General features: G+C 67.5%; 15 protein-coding genes. 13 read left to right on the top strand and 2 right to left on the bottom strand.

Going from position 1 to position 16,766, the window contains the following annotated elements; genetic code table 11:
- Window positions 1–65 precede the first annotated feature (65 nt).
- From aroC to aroB, 3 genes are read left to right on the top strand one after another with little or no spacing between them, the layout of a single operon-like run.
- Window positions 66–1,265 carry a chorismate synthase gene (aroC, locus tag K6L26_RS18385; protein WP_036389831.1) on the top strand — a complete coding sequence of 400 codons (1,200 nt, stop codon included), beginning with the start codon at window positions 66–68 and terminating at the stop codon, window positions 1,263–1,265.
- Window positions 1,265–1,978, top strand: coding sequence for a shikimate kinase (locus tag K6L26_RS18380; RefSeq protein WP_221851077.1), 714 nt, complete (start codon window positions 1,265–1,267; stop codon window positions 1,976–1,978). The genes aroC and K6L26_RS18380 overlap by 1 nt, the downstream gene beginning before the upstream one ends.
- Entirely contained in the window at window positions 1,971–3,050 is a 1,080-nt protein-coding gene (aroB, locus tag K6L26_RS18375) for a 3-dehydroquinate synthase (RefSeq protein WP_064917818.1), read from the top strand. The genes K6L26_RS18380 and aroB overlap by 8 nt, the downstream gene beginning before the upstream one ends.
- Window positions 3,051–3,103: 53 nt before the next feature.
- Here the strand turns inward: aroB and K6L26_RS18370 are convergent, their stop codons facing one another.
- Window positions 3,104–3,673, bottom strand: a complete 570-nt coding sequence (locus tag K6L26_RS18370) for a B-4DMT family transporter (RefSeq protein ID WP_019349171.1) — start codon at window positions 3,671–3,673, stop codon at window positions 3,104–3,106.
- 33 nt (window positions 3,674–3,706) lie between these two features.
- Between K6L26_RS18370 and K6L26_RS18365 the strand changes: the two genes are divergently transcribed.
- From K6L26_RS18365 to K6L26_RS18350, 4 genes are all read left to right on the top strand, one after another.
- Entirely contained in the window at window positions 3,707–4,792 is a 1,086-nt protein-coding gene (locus K6L26_RS18365) for a M24 family metallopeptidase (protein WP_115150644.1), read from the top strand.
- Between the two features lie 24 nt (window positions 4,793–4,816).
- On the top strand, window positions 4,817–5,380 hold the full coding sequence (efp, locus tag K6L26_RS18360) for an elongation factor P (protein ID WP_019349169.1): 564 nt from the start codon (window positions 4,817–4,819) through the stop codon (window positions 5,378–5,380).
- Window positions 5,381–5,382: 2 nt separating this feature from the next.
- Window positions 5,383–5,871: a transcription antitermination factor NusB gene (gene nusB / locus K6L26_RS18355; RefSeq protein WP_019349168.1), complete on the top strand. Its 489-nt coding sequence runs from the start codon at window positions 5,383–5,385 to the stop codon at window positions 5,869–5,871.
- Window positions 5,872–5,971: 100 nt separating this feature from the next.
- Entirely contained in the window at window positions 5,972–8,221 is a 2,250-nt protein-coding gene (locus K6L26_RS18350) for a molybdopterin-dependent oxidoreductase (RefSeq protein ID WP_221851075.1), read from the top strand.
- 3 nt (window positions 8,222–8,224) lie between these two features.
- Here K6L26_RS18350 and K6L26_RS18345 read toward each other — a convergent pair whose 3' ends face one another.
- Complete coding sequence (locus K6L26_RS18345; RefSeq protein ID WP_221851073.1) at window positions 8,225–9,727, bottom strand: HNH endonuclease signature motif containing protein; 1,503 nt, start codon at window positions 9,725–9,727, stop codon at window positions 8,225–8,227.
- A 276-nt stretch (window positions 9,728–10,003) separates the two neighbouring features.
- On the opposite strand from K6L26_RS18345, the gene K6L26_RS18340 reads away from it, so the two are divergent.
- The 6 genes from K6L26_RS18340 to K6L26_RS18315 are packed head-to-tail and all read left to right on the top strand — an operon-like array spanning window position 10,004 to window position 16,714.
- Window positions 10,004–10,762: a GntR family transcriptional regulator gene (locus tag K6L26_RS18340; RefSeq protein WP_076212794.1), complete on the top strand. Its 759-nt coding sequence runs from the start codon at window positions 10,004–10,006 to the stop codon at window positions 10,760–10,762.
- A complete protein-coding gene (locus K6L26_RS18335; protein ID WP_003880761.1) occupies window positions 10,759–10,986 on the top strand; it encodes a 4Fe-4S dicluster domain-containing protein in 228 nt (75 codons plus the stop codon). Before K6L26_RS18340 ends, K6L26_RS18335 begins: the two co-directional genes overlap by 4 nt.
- A 10-nt stretch (window positions 10,987–10,996) precedes the next feature.
- Window positions 10,997–12,427: an ABC transporter substrate-binding protein gene (locus K6L26_RS18330; protein ID WP_076212796.1), complete on the top strand. Its 1,431-nt coding sequence runs from the start codon at window positions 10,997–10,999 to the stop codon at window positions 12,425–12,427.
- The gene (locus K6L26_RS18325) at window positions 12,424–13,284 is read left to right on the top strand and encodes an ABC transporter permease (RefSeq protein WP_080989686.1); all 861 of its coding nucleotides are present in this window, start codon (window positions 12,424–12,426) and stop codon (window positions 13,282–13,284) included. Before K6L26_RS18330 ends, K6L26_RS18325 begins: the two co-directional genes overlap by 4 nt.
- Window positions 13,281–14,030 (top strand): ABC transporter ATP-binding protein, encoded by a 750-nt coding sequence (locus K6L26_RS18320; protein WP_019345071.1) that lies wholly within the window; start codon window positions 13,281–13,283, stop codon window positions 14,028–14,030. Before K6L26_RS18325 ends, K6L26_RS18320 begins: the two co-directional genes overlap by 4 nt.
- Window positions 14,027–16,714, top strand: coding sequence for a fumarate reductase/succinate dehydrogenase flavoprotein subunit (locus K6L26_RS18315; RefSeq protein ID WP_047040570.1), 2,688 nt, complete (start codon window positions 14,027–14,029; stop codon window positions 16,712–16,714). Before K6L26_RS18320 ends, K6L26_RS18315 begins: the two co-directional genes overlap by 4 nt.
- Window positions 16,715–16,766 lie beyond the last annotated feature (52 nt).

The raw sequence follows: 16,766 nt of genomic DNA, 5'->3' as shown, positions 1-16,766 counted from the left end.
CCAACATTGGCCGTTGGTGACCACGGATTTCGGGAGGCAAACCCCGACGTGGGAGAATGACACCCGTGTTGCGTTGGACCACAGCTGGTGAATCCCACGGCCGCGCCCTGGTGGCCATGCTCGAAGGGATGGTTGCCGGCGTGCCCATCACCTCCGAGGAGATCGGGGCACAGCTCAAGCGTCGTCGTCTCGGCTATGGCCGGGGTGCTCGGATGAAGTTCGAACAGGACCAGGTCACCATGCTGGCCGGGGTGCGTCACGGCACCACCCTGGGCGGGCCGATCGCGATCGAGATCGGCAACACCGAATGGCCCAAGTGGGAGACCGTGATGTCTCCGGACCCGGTCGACCCCGCCGAGCTCGACGTGGCGCGTAATGCCCCGCTGACCCGTCCCCGCCCGGGGCATGCCGACTACGCCGGCATGCTCAAGTACGGCTTCGACGACGCCCGCCCGGTGCTGGAACGTGCCAGTGCCCGCGAGACCGCCGCCCGGGTGGCGGCAGGCACCGTGGCCCGGGCCTTCCTGCGGGCCGCGCTCGGTGTCGAGGTCGTCTCGCACGTCATCTCCATCGGTGCGTCCGAGCCGTACGCCGGCCCGCCGCCGCAGTTCTCCGACCTGGAGAAGATCGACGCGAGCCCCGTCCGAGCGTTTGACGAAGCCGCTGAAGCATCGATGATCGCCGAGATCGAGGCCGCCAAGAAAGACGGCGACACGCTGGGCGGTGTCGTCGAGGTCGTGGTCGAAGGCCTGCCGATCGGGTTGGGTTCGTTCACCAGCGGTGACAACCGCCTCGACAGCCAGCTTGCCGCCGCGGTGATGGGCATCCAGGCGATCAAGGGCGTGGAGATCGGTGACGGTTTCGAAACCGCCCGACGTCGCGGCAGCGTCGCTCACGACGAGATGTACCCCGGACCAGACGGAATCCTGCGCTCCACCAACCGGGCCGGCGGCCTGGAAGGCGGCATGACCAACGGCCAGGCCCTGCGGGTCCGGGCCGCGATGAAGCCCATCTCGACCGTTCCTCGGGCGTTGGCCACCGTCGACATGGCCACCGGTGAAGAAGCCGTCGCCATCCACCAGCGGTCGGATGTGTGCGCGGTACCTGCCGCAGGCGTCGTGGTGGAAACCATGGTCGCGCTGGTGGTCGCCCGCGCGGTGCTGGAGAAGTTCGGCGGGGACTCGCTGGCCGAGACCCGCGCCAACATCGACGCCTACCTGCGGGCCGTCGCCGAGCGCGAGCCGGCGGCGCAGGCCCTGGGCTGATGGCCCCCAAGGCGGTACTGGTCGGCCTGCCGGGTTCGGGCAAGTCGACCATCGGCCGCCGGCTGGCCAAGGCGCTGAACCTCACGATGCTCGACACGGACGCCGCGATCGAGGAGACCACCGGCCGCACCATCGCCGACATCTTCGCCACCGACGGTGAGGCAGAGTTCCGCCGGATCGAGGAAGAGGTCATTCGTTCGGCGCTGGCCAGCCACGACGGTGTGTTGTCCTTGGGTGGCGGCGCGGTCACCACCCCCGGTGTGCGCGCCGCACTGGCCGGGCACACCGTGGTCTACCTGGAGATCAGCGCGGCCGAGGGCGTCCGCCGCACCGGCGGTTCCACCGTCCGGCCGCTGCTGGCGGGGCCGGACCGGGCCGAGAAGTATCGCGCCCTGATGTCCGAACGGGTGCCGCTGTACCGCCGGGTCGCGACCATGCGCATCAACACCAACCGGCGAAACCCCGGCGCGGTGGTGCGCACGATCGTCACGCGCCTGGAGAACCCGCCGGTCCAGAAACAGCCCCAGAAGCAGCAGCCTCAGCTGTCGCGGGCCGCCAAGCGGCGACGACGTCGCCCGCCGTGGCGGCGTGGCCCCGGCGCGCAATCGTCGTACGAGACCCCGGGCGGCACCCCTGCTGCCGGCGCCGAACCGAAATCGATACCCACCCCAGCGGCCCTGGCCGCTCGCAACGCGGAGCGTAATGATGACTGACCCGGTAATCGTCGAGGTAAAGGTGGACCGGCCCTACCCGGTCATCATCGGGACCGGTCTGCTCGGCGAATTGGGCAATACGCTCGAGGGCCGGCACAAGGTGGCGATCCTGCACCAGCCGGTGTTGACGCAGACCGCCGAGGCGGTTCGGCAACACTTGGCCGACAAGGGAATTGAAGCTCACCGGATCGAGATCCCGGATGCGGAGGCGGGCAAGGAGCTGCCCGTCGTCGGTTTCATCTGGGAAGTGCTGGGGCGCATCGGCATTGGCCGTAAAGACGCCGTCGTCAGCCTGGGCGGGGGAGCGGCCACCGACGTGGCGGGCTTTGCTGCGGCCACCTGGCTACGCGGCGTGGACATCGTGCACGTGCCCACCACACTGCTGGGGATGGTCGATGCCGCGGTGGGCGGAAAGACCGGGATCAACACCGATGCGGGCAAGAACCTCGTCGGCGCCTTCCATCAGCCGGCCGCCGTCCTGGTGGACCTCGCAACCTTGGAAACGTTGCCGCGCAACGAGATCATCGCCGGGATGGCCGAGATTGTGAAGGCCGGGTTCATCGCCGATCCGGTGATCCTCGAGCTGATCGAGGCCGACCCGGAAGCTGCCCTGGACCCCACCGGGACCGTGCTGCCCGAACTGATCCGGCGGGCCATCGCGGTCAAGGCCGAGGTGGTTGCTGCCGATGAGAAGGAATCGGCACTGCGCGAGATCCTGAACTACGGACATACCCTGGCGCACGCCATCGAGCGTCGCGAACGGTACAAGTGGCGTCACGGCGCCGCGGTGTCGGTCGGATTGGTGTTCGCCGCGGAACTGGGCCGGTTGGCCGGGCGTCTCGACGACGAGACCGCCGACCGGCACCGGTCGGTGCTGACCGCGCTCGGACTGCCGGTCAGCTATGACGGCGACGCGCTGCCCCAACTGATGGACTACATGGCGGGCGACAAGAAGAACCGCTCGGGAGTGCTGCGCTTCGTGGTTCTCGACGGGCTGGCCAAGCCGGGTCGTCTCGAAGGCCCCGATCCGTCCCTGCTGGCGGCCGCCTACGCAGAAGTGGCGCGGGCCTGACTGCCCGCGCCACTCGCGCCTGAATCTGTGAGCTGCCCCCGCGGGCAGATCGGCTACTGCTTGGGCTGTTCGGGGTACTCGATGGTCTGCGTGGTGTCGTCGACGTGCTCGGCGGCGCCATTGGCGGTCACCGCGGCGAACACGTCGGTGTCAGCGCGGTCGTCGGCGGCCAGACCGTGGTGGCGCTGGCGGGGCATCGGCGGGGCGTTGCGATCCACCAGCCAACGGCCGACCGTCACGCCGCCCACACCGAGCAGGAACACCAGCAGCGCGGTGAACGCGGCGAAGGTGGTGACCTCGTTGAGCAGCGCATCGGTGTAGAGGCTCTTGTAGAAGAGCCCGATGAACCACGCCACCGCGCCACTGACGACTCCCGCGAACAGGCCGGCGATCAGCCAGGTCATCGCGAGATCGGAACGGCGATCCGGATCCGGATTGGCGCGGGCGTCGGCCTGGCCGTCGAACAGGCCCCAGATCAGCACCCCGATCCCGAACAACGTGACCAGCCCCAGGCTGAACCAGGTGGCGTTACCCGGCGAGGCGTTGATCAGTGCTCCCTGCAGTAAGCGCACGATGACCATCGCTGTTGCGAACACCACTCCGCGCAGTAACCACTTGCTCATGGGGGCACACTGTAGCGAGTAGCGTCACAGACCGTGACTATTTCCCAGCGCAGGGAACGGCTGCGGCGTCGGCTGGCGGAACAGGGCCTCGACGCGATGTTGGTAACTGACCTGGTCAACGTGCGTTACCTAGCTGGATTCACCGGTTCCAACGCGGCCCTGCTGATCCTCGCGGAGGACGCCACCCCGGTGCTGGCCACCGATGGGCGTTACCGCACGCAGGCTGCGCAGCAGTCCCCGGACGCCGAAGTCGTCATCGAGCGGGCCTGCGGCTCGCATCTGGCCGGGCGGGCCGCGAGCTGCGGGGCGCTGCGGCTCGGTTTCGAGAGCCACGTGGTGACCGTGGATGCCTTCGCGGCGATGAAGAAAGCGAGCGGTGACACCGTCGACTGGGTCCGTGCGGCCGGCACCGTGGAGGCCCTGCGCGAGGTCAAGGACGCGGGCGAGATCGCCATGCTGCGGTTGGCCTGCGAGGCCGCCGATGCGGCTCTGACGGATCTGCTGGAGCGGGGTGGCCTACGACCCGGACGCACCGAGCGTGAGGTGCGCAACGAGCTGGAAGCGTTGATGCTCGACCACGGCGCCGACGGACCGTCCTTCGAGACGATCGTGGCGACAGGTGCCAACTCGGCCATTCCGCACCACCGGCCCACCGATGCGGTGCTGGCCGCCGGCGACTTCGTGAAGATCGATTTCGGGGCTCTGGTGGAGGGCTACCACTCCGACATGACGCGCACGTTCGTGCTGGGGCCGGCGGCCCAGTGGCAGCGCGACATCTACGACCTGGTGGCCACAGCACAGCGAGCCGGCAGCGACGCGCTGGCTCCCGGCGTTTCGCTGAGCGCCGTTGACGCCGCATCGCGCCAGGTCATCGCCGATGCCGGGTACGGCGACAACTTCGGACACGGCCTCGGGCACGGCGTCGGACTGCAGATCCACGAAGCGCCGGGAATCAACGCCGCCGCCGCCGGTACACTGCTTGCTGGCTCTGCGGTCACCGTTGAGCCAGGTGTCTACTTGCCCGATCGCGGCGGTGTCCGGATCGAGGACACCCTGGTCGTCGGAGAGGCGGCACCCGACCTGCTTACCCGGTTCCCCAAGGAACTGGCCATTTTGTGACAAAAGCTTAGGAGCTACACCCTCATGGCATCGACTGCCGACTTCAAGAACGGGCTCGTCCTGCAGATCGACGGACAGCTGTGGCAGATCGTCGAATTCCAGCACGTCAAGCCCGGTAAGGGTCCGGCCTTCGTGCGGACGAAGCTGAAGAACGTGGTGTCCGGCAAGGTCGTCGACAAGACCTACAACGCCGGCGTCAAGGTGGAGACCGCCACCGTCGACCGGCGCGACGCCACCTACCTGTACCGCGACGGCAGCGACTTCGTCTTCATGGATTCCGAGGACTTCAACCAGCATCCGCTGTCGGAGGCACTCGTCGGACGGTTGGCCGACTTCCTGCTGGAGAGCATGCCGGTGCAGATCGCCTTCCACGACGGTGTTCCGCTGTACCTGGAATTGCCGGTGTCGGTCGAGCTCGTGGTTTCCCACACCGAGCCCGGCTTGCAGGGCGACCGTTCCAGCGCCGGCACCAAGCCCGCGACGATGGAGACCGGCGCCGAGATCCAGGTGCCGCTGTTCATCAACACCGGCGACAAGCTCAAGGTCGACACCCGCGACGGCAGCTACCTCGGCCGCGTGAATGGCTGACCATGCCTGACCGCCGTGGCGACCGGGGCCGGCACCAGGCCCGCAAGCGCGCCGTGGATCTGCTGTTCGAGGCCGAGGCGCGCGGCCTGACACCGGAGGCGGTGGCCGACGGCCGGGCCGCGCTGGCCGAGGACCAGGCCGACGTCACCCCGCTCAATCCCTACACGGTGTCGGTGGCCCGCGGTGTCACCGAACACGCCGCCCACATCGACGATCTCATCTCGGCGCATCTGCAGGGCTGGACGTTGGAGCGGCTGCCCGCCGTCGACCGGGCCATCCTGCGCGTGGCGGTCTGGGAACTGCTGCACGCCGAGGATGTTCCGGAGCCCGTCGCGGTGGACGAAGCCGTCGAACTCGCCAAAGAGCTGTCCACCGATGAATCGCCTGGATTCGTCAACGGCGTGCTGGGGCAGGTGATGCTGGTGACCCCGCAGATCCGGGCCGCCGCTGCCGCCGTGCAGGGTGCGGTTCAGGACCGGCCCGAACAGTAGGAACCCGAAGACCTGTCCCGAACATCGGGACCGTCGGTGCTGTGCGGTGCCACGATGTTGTTACGTGTGGTGACACACGTAACAACATCGGAGGCCGCTGATGGGACACGAGCCTGGGCAGATTGCGGACATCGGCGCGGACGGCCTGCACCTGCACGCCTGCCCGCTGTGTGAGGCCATGTGCGGCTTGGAGATCCAAGTCTCCGCCGGCAAGGTGGCCGGCGTTCGGCCGAACAAGTCCGACCAGTGGAGTGCGGGGCACATCTGCCCGAAAGGCGCGTCGCTGGCCGCGCTGCACGACGATCCGGACCGGATCCGCCGGCCGATGATCAAGGTCGACGGCGAATGGCACGAGGTCGACTGGAACACCGCTTTCCGGCGGTGCACCGAACTCCTCGCTCCCGTCATCGAAAAGTACGGCATCGGCGCGGTCGCGGCCTATACCGGAAACCCGCTGGCCCATTCGTTTTCGTTGTCGCGGTACTCGGCGGTGCTGCTCGGCCTGTCCGGCATACCGATCACCTATTCGCCGGGCACCATCGACCAGTGGCCGAAAAACCTGTCGTCACACCTGATGTACGGCAGCTGGTGGGCCTTCCCGACACCGGACATCCAGCGCACCGATCTGCTGGTGGTGATGGGCGCCAACCCCGCGGCCTCGCAGGGATCGCTCTTGGCCGCCCCAGACGTGATGGGCATCATCGCCGGTATCCGCAAGCGCGGCAAGGTCATCGTCATCGATCCGGTGCGCACGGCCACTGCCGCCAAGGCTGACGAGTGGTTGCCGATCACGCCCGGCACCGACGCGGCACTGTTGCTCGGGATCGTCCACACCGTGTTCGACGAAGGCCTGGTCAATCTCGGTGAGTTGGCACGCCACCTCGACGGGGTGTCGACCCTGCAGCGGGCGGCGGCCGATTGGTCGCCCGAAAGGGTCTCAGCCGCAACGGGTATCGACGCCGACCGGATTCGCGGGCTGGCCCGCGAGCTGGCCGGTACGCCGCGGGCGGTGGTCTACGGCCGGATCGGCACGTGCAACCAGGAGTTCGGCAGCCTGGCCAGCTGGCTGGTCGACGTGGTCAACATCGTCACCGGACATTTCGATACCCCCGGCGGCGCCATGTTCGCCACCCCGACCGCGTGGACGGTCACCAGCCAAACGATCCCGGGCCTGGAGGACGGCGCACCCAACTTCGGCCGCTACCGCACCCGGGTCCGCGGAGCCAAAGAAGTGATGGGCCAGGTTCCGGTGTCCTGCATGCTCGAAGAGATCGTCACACCCGGCGAAGGGCAGCTGAAGGCACTGATCACCGTGGCCGGCAACCCCGTGCTGTCCACCCCGGGCGGTGACAAGCTCGACGAGGCGCTGCCGCAGTTGGACGCGATGATCTCGGTCGACCTCTGGCTCAACGAAACCACCCGGCACGCCGACGTCATCCTGCCCGGTGCCTCGGCGCTCGAACAGCCGCACTCCGCCGACCTTTTGCTGGGGGCGGCGATCAACAGTTTCGCCCGGTACTCGCCACCGGTGTTCCATCGCGAAGACCCCGACGCGCCAGAGGAATGGGAGATCCTGATCCGGCTGACCGGGCTGTGCACCGGAACACCGGCAGAGGACGTCGACATCGCCGCGCTCGACGACGGCTGGTTCGACTACCTGTGCTTCACCCAGGGCCTCGACGGTGCCGAGATCCGCAAGCACTACGACCACGGCGGGCCCGAGCGGATGCTCGATCTGACGCTGCGCACCGCCGCTTTCGGAGACCGGTACGGCGAGAACCCCGACGGGCTGACGCTGGACAAGCTCAAGGCGCATCCCGACGGAATCAACTTCGGCCCCATGGTGCCTCGGGTACCGGAGGTGCTCGGCACCGCCGACAAGAAGATCCGGCTGGCGCCGCAATACCTGCTCGACGACCTGCCACGACTGGCCGACCGGCTCGATCGAGCCCCCGAAGACCTGGTCTTGGTGAGCCGGCGGCACCTACGCTCCAACAACTCCTGGTTGCACAATGTCGGCCCGCTGATGAAGGGCCGTGACCGGTGCACCCTGCTGATGCACGGCCAGGATGCGGCCTCACGCGGTATCGCCGACGGCGACCACGCGGAAGTGGCCTCGGCAGCGGGCAAGATCGTGGTGCCGGTCGAGGTGACCGATGCGATCAAGCCTGGCGTGGTGTCGATGCCGCACGGTTGGGGCCACGGTCGGCCCGGCACCCGGCTGGCGGTCGCCAACGCCTCACCCGGGGTGAACACCAACGTCTTGTCGCTGCCCGACTTCATCGACGAGCCTTCGGGAAACGGTGCACTCAACGGCATCCCGGTGACGGTCAGCCGCACAACGGTATAGCTGCTAGCGCTGCGGGGGAACCAGTAGTTCCTCGGGGTGGAAGTGGTGGTTGATGGTGTCTTGGCCGGTGTCCATCAGCGGTGGTGGGTGCCAGTGGATGCGGCCGGTGTCGGGGTCGACGTTGGTGGTCCAGCCGAGGCCGACGAGGCGGTTGTCGGGGCCGCAGCTCAGGGCGAGGTCGGGGGCGTCGGTGTGTCCGCCGTGTTGCCAGTCGGCTTTGGCGTGGTGGACTTGGCAGTGGTCGGCGGGTGCGGTGCAGCCGGGGCGGGTGCAGCCGCGGTCGCGGTTGTAGAGCAGCAGTCGTTGGGCTTTGGTGGCCAGTCGTTGGGTGCGGGCCATGTAGAGCGGTTCAGCGGTGTGGTGGTCGTAGACGATGAGGTAGTGGAAGCTGTGGGATGCCAGCCGGATCAAGTCGGTCATCGGCATCCGCAGGCCTGATCCGGTGACGGCGATGCCGGCGCCGGCTTCCAGTTCGGCCAGGGTGGTGGAGACCACTACGGTGACCGGCAGGCCACCGTAGTGGCCGAGTCGTTTGGACATGAGTAGTTCGCGCAGCGCGGCTTTGAGGGCGTCGTGGTTGCGTTGGGCCTGGGTTCGGGTGTCCCGTGCGGCGGCGGCCTGCTGGGCTGGTTCAGTCCCCACATCAGTGGCATCGGTGGCCTCGGAGTCAGTCACGTCAGGCCCGGGCACGCCGGCATCGGCCCCAACGTCAGCGGCTTCGGCCTCAGGAGTATCGGGGATATCGAGTGGGTTGGGTGACGGGTTGTGCAGTGGTTCAGGATCGCTGGGGTTGTTGATGCCCGGGGCACCCCACACGCCGGTGACCGTGCTCAGATAGGCAGCGGTTTCGGGGTCCAGCCAGCCCTGCACGTGCACCAACCCGTCGGCGTCCTGTGTACCGATCCGCAGCCCACGCAGATGCGCGGCAACATCGGGACTGTCGCCGTCCTGGTTGAGCAGGTACAGCAGTTTGTCCGCAGCGGCCTTGAGGGTTTCGGGAGTATCACGGGTCGCGGCGGCGACCAGGTCGGATTCGATCTGGGCGAGTTCGGCTGGGCCGACGTATTTTTCGGCCTTCTCGATCGTGTCGCGGATGACCGTGATGTGGTGGGTGTTGATCGTGCCGGTCAGCAGGGCCGCAGCGCAGGCGGGCAGTAACGGCTGCAACTCTTCGCCGGTGACCGCATAGCGCGGTCCCAGATCGGCGGCAGCGGCGACGCGGCGGGAGGCTTCCTTGCAAGGGATGCGCATCCGGGTGGCAAGGACATCGGTCCAGGATTTGCCGCCGATCTCGTGCGGGCCGGCCTGCGCCATCAGCGCGGCCTGGATGCGGTGATCGATCATCTCCTGGGTGCGGGCCAGCCGTTCGCGCTCGGACTGCAGTGCCAACAACTCCGCGGTATCGAGGCCGGTGAAATCGACATCGGCCAGCGCTACGGTCGCGGCGCGGTGGCCGGCGAGCGCGGTCTGTACCGCCTCGCGGGTGTGCGCCAATCCGCCCTCCATATTTCGAACACTAGTTCGATACCCCGACAGGAACCCGCGAAATGGGACTGAGGTGGCCAAAGTGGCCAAAGTTTTTGAGCAGCCCCAAACGGGCCCAAGCGACGTTTCGATCATCGCGATTTGTAAATTCTCGCCAGGGCCGAGGTGGCGCAATACGAGCCGCGACGGCGGTTTCGGCAGGTACCGAACGTCGGTTGGCGGCGCAATCAGTTAACCTGCGCAAACGGTCGATTCGCCGCACTGCGGCACCCTGGAATCGCCCCTTACCTTGAGTGCGTGTCGTCGCAGCCCGAAGCTCATCCCGTATCGCTGCCCAGTCGCCGTGCGCGTGCCGATCAGGCCCGCCAGGTGGCCGACGTTCTGCGCCATCAGATCTACGAAGGCACCTACGACCGGGCGCTGCCGTCCGAGGCGGAACTGGCCGCCGAATTCTTCGTCTCCCGCAACACCATCCGCGAAGCCCTGGCCGTTCTCAAGAACGAGGGGCTGATCGACCGTGGCACCAAGGTGGGCACGCACGTAGCGGTCAGAAAATACGATCACGGCCTGGATGCGCTGGTGGGTCTGAAGGAGACGTTCAAGGACTACGGCGACGTCCGCAACGAAGTCCGGGCCGTGCAGCGGCTGTCCGCCCCGCCGGCGGTGGCCCGAAAGCTCGCGCTCGAACCCGGCGCGCAGGTGGTCTTCATCGAGCGCTTGCGCTATCTCGCCGACCTGCCACTGTCGCTCGATCTGACCTATCTGGCGCCCGAGATCGGTGAGCTGGTGATCGAACATGCGCTGGAGAGCAACGACATCTTCGCGCTCATCGAACGGGTCAGTGGGCGCCGGCTGGGTGGGGCAAGCCTTGCCCTGGAAGCGGTTTCGGCTGACGCACACACGGCCGCGACGTTGCAGGTGCCCGCCGGATCGGCTCTGTTGATGTCGGAACGGCTGACCAGTCTGGATGACGGCACACCCGTCGACCTGGAGTACATCAGGATGCGTGGTGACCGAATCACCATGCGCGGCAACCTCGTTAGGAGAGACGCATGACACTGGTCAATCAGCGCGCCGATGTCCCGGTGACCATCGACGAATCCCTGTGTATCGAGGGCTGCACCTTGTGCGTCGACGTGTGCCCACTGGATTCGCTGGCCATCAATCCGGAGAACGGCAAGGCCTTCATGCATGTCGACGAGTGCTGGTACTGCGGGCCCTGCGCGGCCCGCTGTCCCACCGGCGCCGTGACCGTCAACATGCCCTATCTCATCCGCTAGAGGACCCGATGTGAAAACAGCCCTGATCGCCCTCACCGCCGGTCTCACGCTCGCGACCGCCGGTTGCTCGCTGGACTCGGCGACGAAATCGGCCGATACCGTCGACGTCGTCGTCGGCTACCAGTCCAAGACCATCAACACCGTCACCGCGGGAACGTTGTTGCGCGCCCAGGGATACCTGGAGCGTCGCCTGGCCGACATCACCACCCGCACCGGCACGAAGTACAACGTGACGTGGCAGGACTACGACACGGGCGCACCCATCACCGCGCAGATGGTGGCCGAGAAAATCGACATCGGCTCGATGGGCGACTACCCGATGCTCATCAACGGGTCCAAGACCCAAGCCAACGAACGCGCCAAGACCGAGATCGTCTCGGTCACGGGGTACAACCCGAAGGGCGCGCTGAACATGGTTGTGGTGGCGCCGGATTCGCCGGCCAAGTCGTTGACGGACCTGGCCGGGAAGAAAGTTTCGGCCAGTGTCGGATCGGCCGGCCACGGCATGCTCGTCCAAGCCCTGGGCAAGGCCGGGATCGATGCCAAGTCGGGTGTCGAGGTGCTCAATCAACAGCCACAGGTCGGCGCGTCATCGCTGGAATCCGGTCAGGTCCAGGCGCTCTCACAGTTCGTGGCCTGGCCAGGTCTGTTGGTTCAACAGGGCAAGGCAAAGCTCCTTTACGACGGTGCCGAACTCAACTACCCGACCCTGCACGGGGTGGTGGTGCGCCGGGCATACGCGGCTGAGCACCCGGAGGTGCTCGACGCGTTCCTGCAGGCCCAACTCGATGCCACCGACTTCCTCAACACCAAGCCGTTGGAGGCCGCCCGCCTGGTGGCCGAGGGCAGTGGGTTGCCGCAGGAGGTGGTCTACCTGTACAACGGCCCGGGTGGCACCTCGTTCGACACCACGCTCAAGCCGTCTCTGGTCGATGCACTCAAAGGTGATGTGCCCTATCTGAAGTCGATCGACAACTTCGCCGACCTCGACGTCGCCGGGTTCGTTCAGGACGGCCCGCTCCGCGCGGCGTACTCGGCGCGCGGTGAGGACTACGACAAAGCGCTCAAGTCGAACACCAATCCTTCGCTGCTGAGCGGGACGGACCCGGTTTGCCACACCGCTGTCGACGATCCCGCCACCGCAGGCGAACTCTGGCTCGACGGATCGGATACCACCACGCCCGCCGCGACCCCGGTCTGCCTGCTCAAGGCGATCCGACAGGCCGAGGGCGAAGGCAAGAAGATCCGGGCCGCCTACATTTCCGATGCCGAACTGGGTACCCGCTGGTTCGCCGACAAGGCCGTGTGGGTGCGCCTGCCCGCGCCCGGAGCCGAAGGGTATCTGCCGTTCGGTACCCAGGCGGGTGCCGAACGCTATACGGCCGCTCATCCCGGTGCGGCGATCGTCGACTACCGCCAGGCCGTGGCAGGTGCGGTATGACCACCACCGATGCCGCTCCCGTCACGATCGGTGATCTGGGCGCTGTCCCGGAGGAGGTGGTCAGCCGGGGCCAGCGGTCGGTGTGGGCGCATCGCCTGGTCCGTCTGGTCTCGGTGGTCAGCGCAATTGTGCTGTGGCAGTTGTTGACCGCCAACAACGTCCGGTTCGGTCTGCGATTCGACACCCTGCCCACGGTCACCGAAATCACTGCGGCCCTGGTGAACAGGCTCGGCACACCGGAGTACTGGCTCGATCTCGGCCAGTCGCTCATCCGGATTCTCACCGGGTTCGGCATCGCCGCCGTGGTCGGGATAATCACCGGAATCCTGTTGGGACGCACGGCCTGGTTCGCCGATATCTTCGGCCCGCTCACCGAGTTGGCCCGGCCGATTCCGGCGATCGCCATGGTTCCGGTCGCGATCCTGTTGTTTCCCAGCGACGAGGCGGGGATCGTGTTCATCACGTTCCTGGCCGCCTACTTCCCGATCATGGTCAGCGTCCGGCACGCGGTGCGCGCCCTGCCGACCATCTGGGAGGACTCGGTCCGCACGCTGGGCGGCGGCCGTCTCGACGTGCTGCGCCAGGTGGTGCTGCCCGGCATTCTGCCCGGGCTGTTCGGCGGACTCTCGGTGGGCATGGGGGTGGCCTGGATCTGCGTGATCTCGGCCGAGATGATCTCGGGACGCCTCGGTGTGGGTTACCGGACCTGGCAGGCCTACACGGTGTTGAACTATCCCGACGTGTTCGTCGGCATCATCACCATCGGGGTGCTCGGTTTCCTGACCGCTGCGGCGGTCGAGCTGATCGGCCGCAGGGCCACCCGTTGGCTGCCGCGCGGTGAGGAGAATGTGCGATGACCGCGACACTTGCCGGTGCGGGTATGCGGCTGGAACTCGATGGAATCACGTTGTCCTACACCGGCGCCCCGGTGATCGAGGATCTGAGCCTCACGGTGGAGCCCGGTGAGATCCTGGTGCTCACCGGTCCGTCGGGATGCGGCAAGTCGACGGTGCTGCGTGCGCTCACCGGATTGCTGCGCCCCGACGGCGGGCGGGTGCTGGCCGACGGCGACCCGGTAACCACCACCTCACGTGACCGCGGCATGGTGTTCCAGGACAGTGCGCTGCTGCCGTGGCGCACGGTGCGGTCCAACATCGAACTGGCCCTGCAGCTGCGGGGCGAACCGAAGGCCGGACGGCGCGAGCGGGCCGACCGCTGGATCGCCGAGGTCGGCCTGTCCGGATTCGGTGACTTCCTTCCGAAGAATCTGTCCGGCGGTATGCGGCAACGGGTTCAGCTGGCCCGGGGGCTGGCCGGCGCACCTCGCGCGGTGATGATGGACGAGCCGTTCGCTGCGTTGGACACCCAGACCCGGGCGGCCATGCAGCGGTTGCTGATCGACACCTGGAAGGCCCACCCGACGACCATCGTGTTCGTCACCCACGACGTTGACGAGGCGCTCACGCTCGGAGACCGCGTCGTGGTGCTCGGTCGTGCCGGGCAACCGTTGCGCGCCCTCATCGAGGTGGGCCGGCCCCGAACAGACCATCCCGAACGATCCGCGCTGCGCGCCGAGATCATTGCCGCCCTGGAGCAACCATGACCGAGCTGACCGAGATTCCCGATGCCGCCGACGCGATCCGGATCGACTGCGACGTCCTGGTGATCGGTGGTGGTACCGCGGGCACCATGGCGGCCTTGACCGCCGCCGAGAACGGTGCGCAGGTGCTGCTGCTGGAGAAGGCCCACGTGCGGCACTCCGGGGCGTTGGCGATGGGTATGGACGGCGTCAACAACGCTGTCATCCCCGGCAAGGCCGAACCTGAGGACTACGTCGCCGAGATCACCCGCGCCAATGACGGAATCGTCAACCAGCGCACGGTGTATCAGACCGCGACCCGAGGCTTCGCCATGGTGCAGCGGCTGGAGCGCTACGGGGTGAAGTTCGAGAAGGACGAGCACGGCGAGTACGCGGTGCGGCGGGTGCACCGGTCCGGCTCCTATGTGCTGCCGATGCCAGAGGGCAAGGACGTCAAGAAGGCGCTGTATCGCGTGCTGCGCCAGAAGTCGATGCGCGAGAAGATCCGCATCGAGAACCGGTTCATGCCGGTGCGCGTGCTGACCCGAGACGGACGGGCGGTGGGTGCGGCCGCATTCAACACCCGCACCGGGGAATTCGTCACGGTGGCGGCCAAGGCCGTGATCCTGTCCACCGGGGCGTGCGGGCGCCTGGGCCTTCCGGCATCGGGATATCTCTACGGCACCTATGAGAATCCGACCAATGCCGGCGATGGCTACGCCATGGCATACCACGCCGGCGCCGAGCTCTCCGGAATCGAGTGCTTCCAGGTCAATCCGCTGATCAAGGATTACAACGGCCCGGCGTGTGCCTATGTGGCCAACCCGTTCGGCGGGTATCAGGTCAACGCGTTGGGGGAGCGGTTCGTCGATTCCGACTACTGGTCGGGCCAGATGATGGCCGAGGTCAAGGAGGAGATCGAATCCGCTCGGGGCCCGATCTACCTGAAGGTCAGCCACCTGCCCGACGAGACGCTGACCACGCTGGAGAACATCCTGCACACCACCGAACGGCCCACTCGCGGCACGTTCCACGCCAACCGCGGGCATGACTACCGTACCCACGACATCGAGATGCACATCTCCGAGATCGGTTTGTGCTCAGGGCATTCCGCGTCCGGTGTTTGGGTGGACGAACACGCCCGCACCACGGTGCCGGGTCTCTACGCCGCCGGGGACCTGGCGTGCGTGCCGCACAACTACATGATCGGCGCCTTCGTCTACGGCGATCTCGCCGGTGAGCATGCGGCCTCGACACTGTCGGAAGTGGCCGCACCCGTGGACCTTCCCGCCGACCAGGTGGCCGAGGCGCACGAACTCATCTACCGTCCGCTGCGCCACCCCGACGGCCCGCCGCAACCCCAGGTCGAGTTCAAGCTGCGCCGGTTCGTCAACGACTATGTGGCGCCGCCCAAGACCGCGACCAAGTTGTCCATCGCGGTGCAGACCTTCGAACGGATGGCGGCCGAGGTCGAGGGCATCGGGGCGCGCACCCCGCACGAGTTGATGCGGGCCGCCGAGGTGTCCTTCATCCGCGACTGCGCGGAGATGGCGGCCCGGTCCTCACTGACCCGCACCGAATCGCGCTGGGGGCTCTACCACGAACGGGCCGACCTGCCGGAGCGCGACGACACGCAGTGGCGCTACCACCTCAACCTCTACAAGGGCCCAGACGGGGCCATGCAATTCGTGAAGCGGCCCGTTGCACCGTATTTCGTCGCGGTGCCCGAGTTGGATCACCTCACCTCCCGAGATCCGGTGACCTCCGTCGAACAGCCGCACCTGCACGGCGGTCGGGCTCCGGCCGCCGAGCACTCCCGGGTGCGCCCGGCCGGGGCGGTGCAACCGCCATCACCGCGCATCGCCGCGGTGCTGGCCCTGGAAGAGCCGTCTCTGGCCGATCTGGGCAGCTACCTGGCCGACCCGGATGCCGGCGTGCGCCGCACCGCCGTCGCCACTCTCGTCGAGCACCTGCCCGATGGCTATCAGCCCGCGCTGGTGGCCGCGCTGGCCGACGACGACGCCGGGGTCCGACGCGAAACCGCCGATGCGGTACGTGAACTCGTCGAGGTCTTACCTGACCCGGGCGCGTTCGTCGACCGGCTGCAATCAACGGATCCGGTGGTCCGGGCCGTGACGGTGTACCTGCTGAGCTCACGGCGCGTCGGCAGCGCCGAGGCCTATCGGCTGGCATCGAGCGATGCCGATCACCGGGTACGGATCGAGGCGGTGCGGGCGCTGGTGTCCGTCGACGACCACGGCGGCGTGGCGACGGCCACCACCGATGAGAACCGGGAGGTGCGGATCGCCGCTGTGGGCGGCCTGGCGACCTTGCGGGCCGGCGCGGACGCGGTACGCGTGGCTGTGGAGGACCCGGATCCGTTGGTGCGCGCCGCCGCGTTGGCCGCGCTGGGCGCGGTCGGCTGTACTGCCGACGACGTGGTGAGTGTCGAGAAGGCGTTCACCGAGTCGGCCTGGCAGATTCGGCAGGGGGCCGCACGGGCGTTGGCAGGGGCCGCGCCCGAGTTGGCGGTGCCCACCCTGTCGCGGGCACTCGATGACCAGCATCTCGATGTCCGCAAGGCAGCGGTGCTGAGCCTGAGCCGGTGGGCACGCTCGGAGGAGACCGCCCGTCAGGCCCTCACGGTGGCGCTGGACGACGGTGACGCCGATGTGCGGGCGTATGCCCGTCAGGCCCTCGCGGGTTGAGCAGCTCCGTCGAAGTTCGTCGTTACCACTGCTAACGACCGGGCCGCGGCCT

Origin of the sequence: Mycobacterium farcinogenes, from assembly GCF_019739075.1 — a bacterium.
GTDB lineage: Bacteria > Actinomycetota > Actinomycetes > Mycobacteriales > Mycobacteriaceae > Mycobacterium > Mycobacterium senegalense.
Note: the sequence above shows the minus strand (reverse complement) of the source record. Positions and strands in the feature narration are given on the sequence as shown.

Coding starts and splice junctions, on each gene's coding strand:
- K6L26_RS18380 (WP_221851077.1), top strand. CDS start 1,265: ATGGCCCCCAAGGCGGTACTGGTCGGCCTGCCGGGTTCGGGCAAGTCG.
- aroB (WP_064917818.1), top strand. CDS start 1,971: ATGACTGACCCGGTAATCGTCGAGGTAAAGGTGGACCGGCCCTACCCG.
- K6L26_RS18370 (WP_019349171.1), bottom strand. CDS start 3,673: ATGAGCAAGTGGTTACTGCGCGGAGTGGTGTTCGCAACAGCGATGGTC.
- efp (WP_019349169.1), top strand. CDS start 4,817: ATGGCATCGACTGCCGACTTCAAGAACGGGCTCGTCCTGCAGATCGAC.
- nusB (WP_019349168.1), top strand. CDS start 5,383: ATGCCTGACCGCCGTGGCGACCGGGGCCGGCACCAGGCCCGCAAGCGC.
- K6L26_RS18350 (WP_221851075.1), top strand. CDS start 5,972: ATGGGACACGAGCCTGGGCAGATTGCGGACATCGGCGCGGACGGCCTG.
- K6L26_RS18345 (WP_221851073.1), bottom strand. CDS start 9,727: ATGGAGGGCGGATTGGCGCACACCCGCGAGGCGGTACAGACCGCGCTC.
- K6L26_RS18335 (WP_003880761.1), top strand. CDS start 10,759: ATGACACTGGTCAATCAGCGCGCCGATGTCCCGGTGACCATCGACGAA.
- K6L26_RS18325 (WP_080989686.1), top strand. CDS start 12,424: ATGACCACCACCGATGCCGCTCCCGTCACGATCGGTGATCTGGGCGCT.
- K6L26_RS18320 (WP_019345071.1), top strand. CDS start 13,281: ATGACCGCGACACTTGCCGGTGCGGGTATGCGGCTGGAACTCGATGGA.
- K6L26_RS18315 (WP_047040570.1), top strand. CDS start 14,027: ATGACCGAGCTGACCGAGATTCCCGATGCCGCCGACGCGATCCGGATC.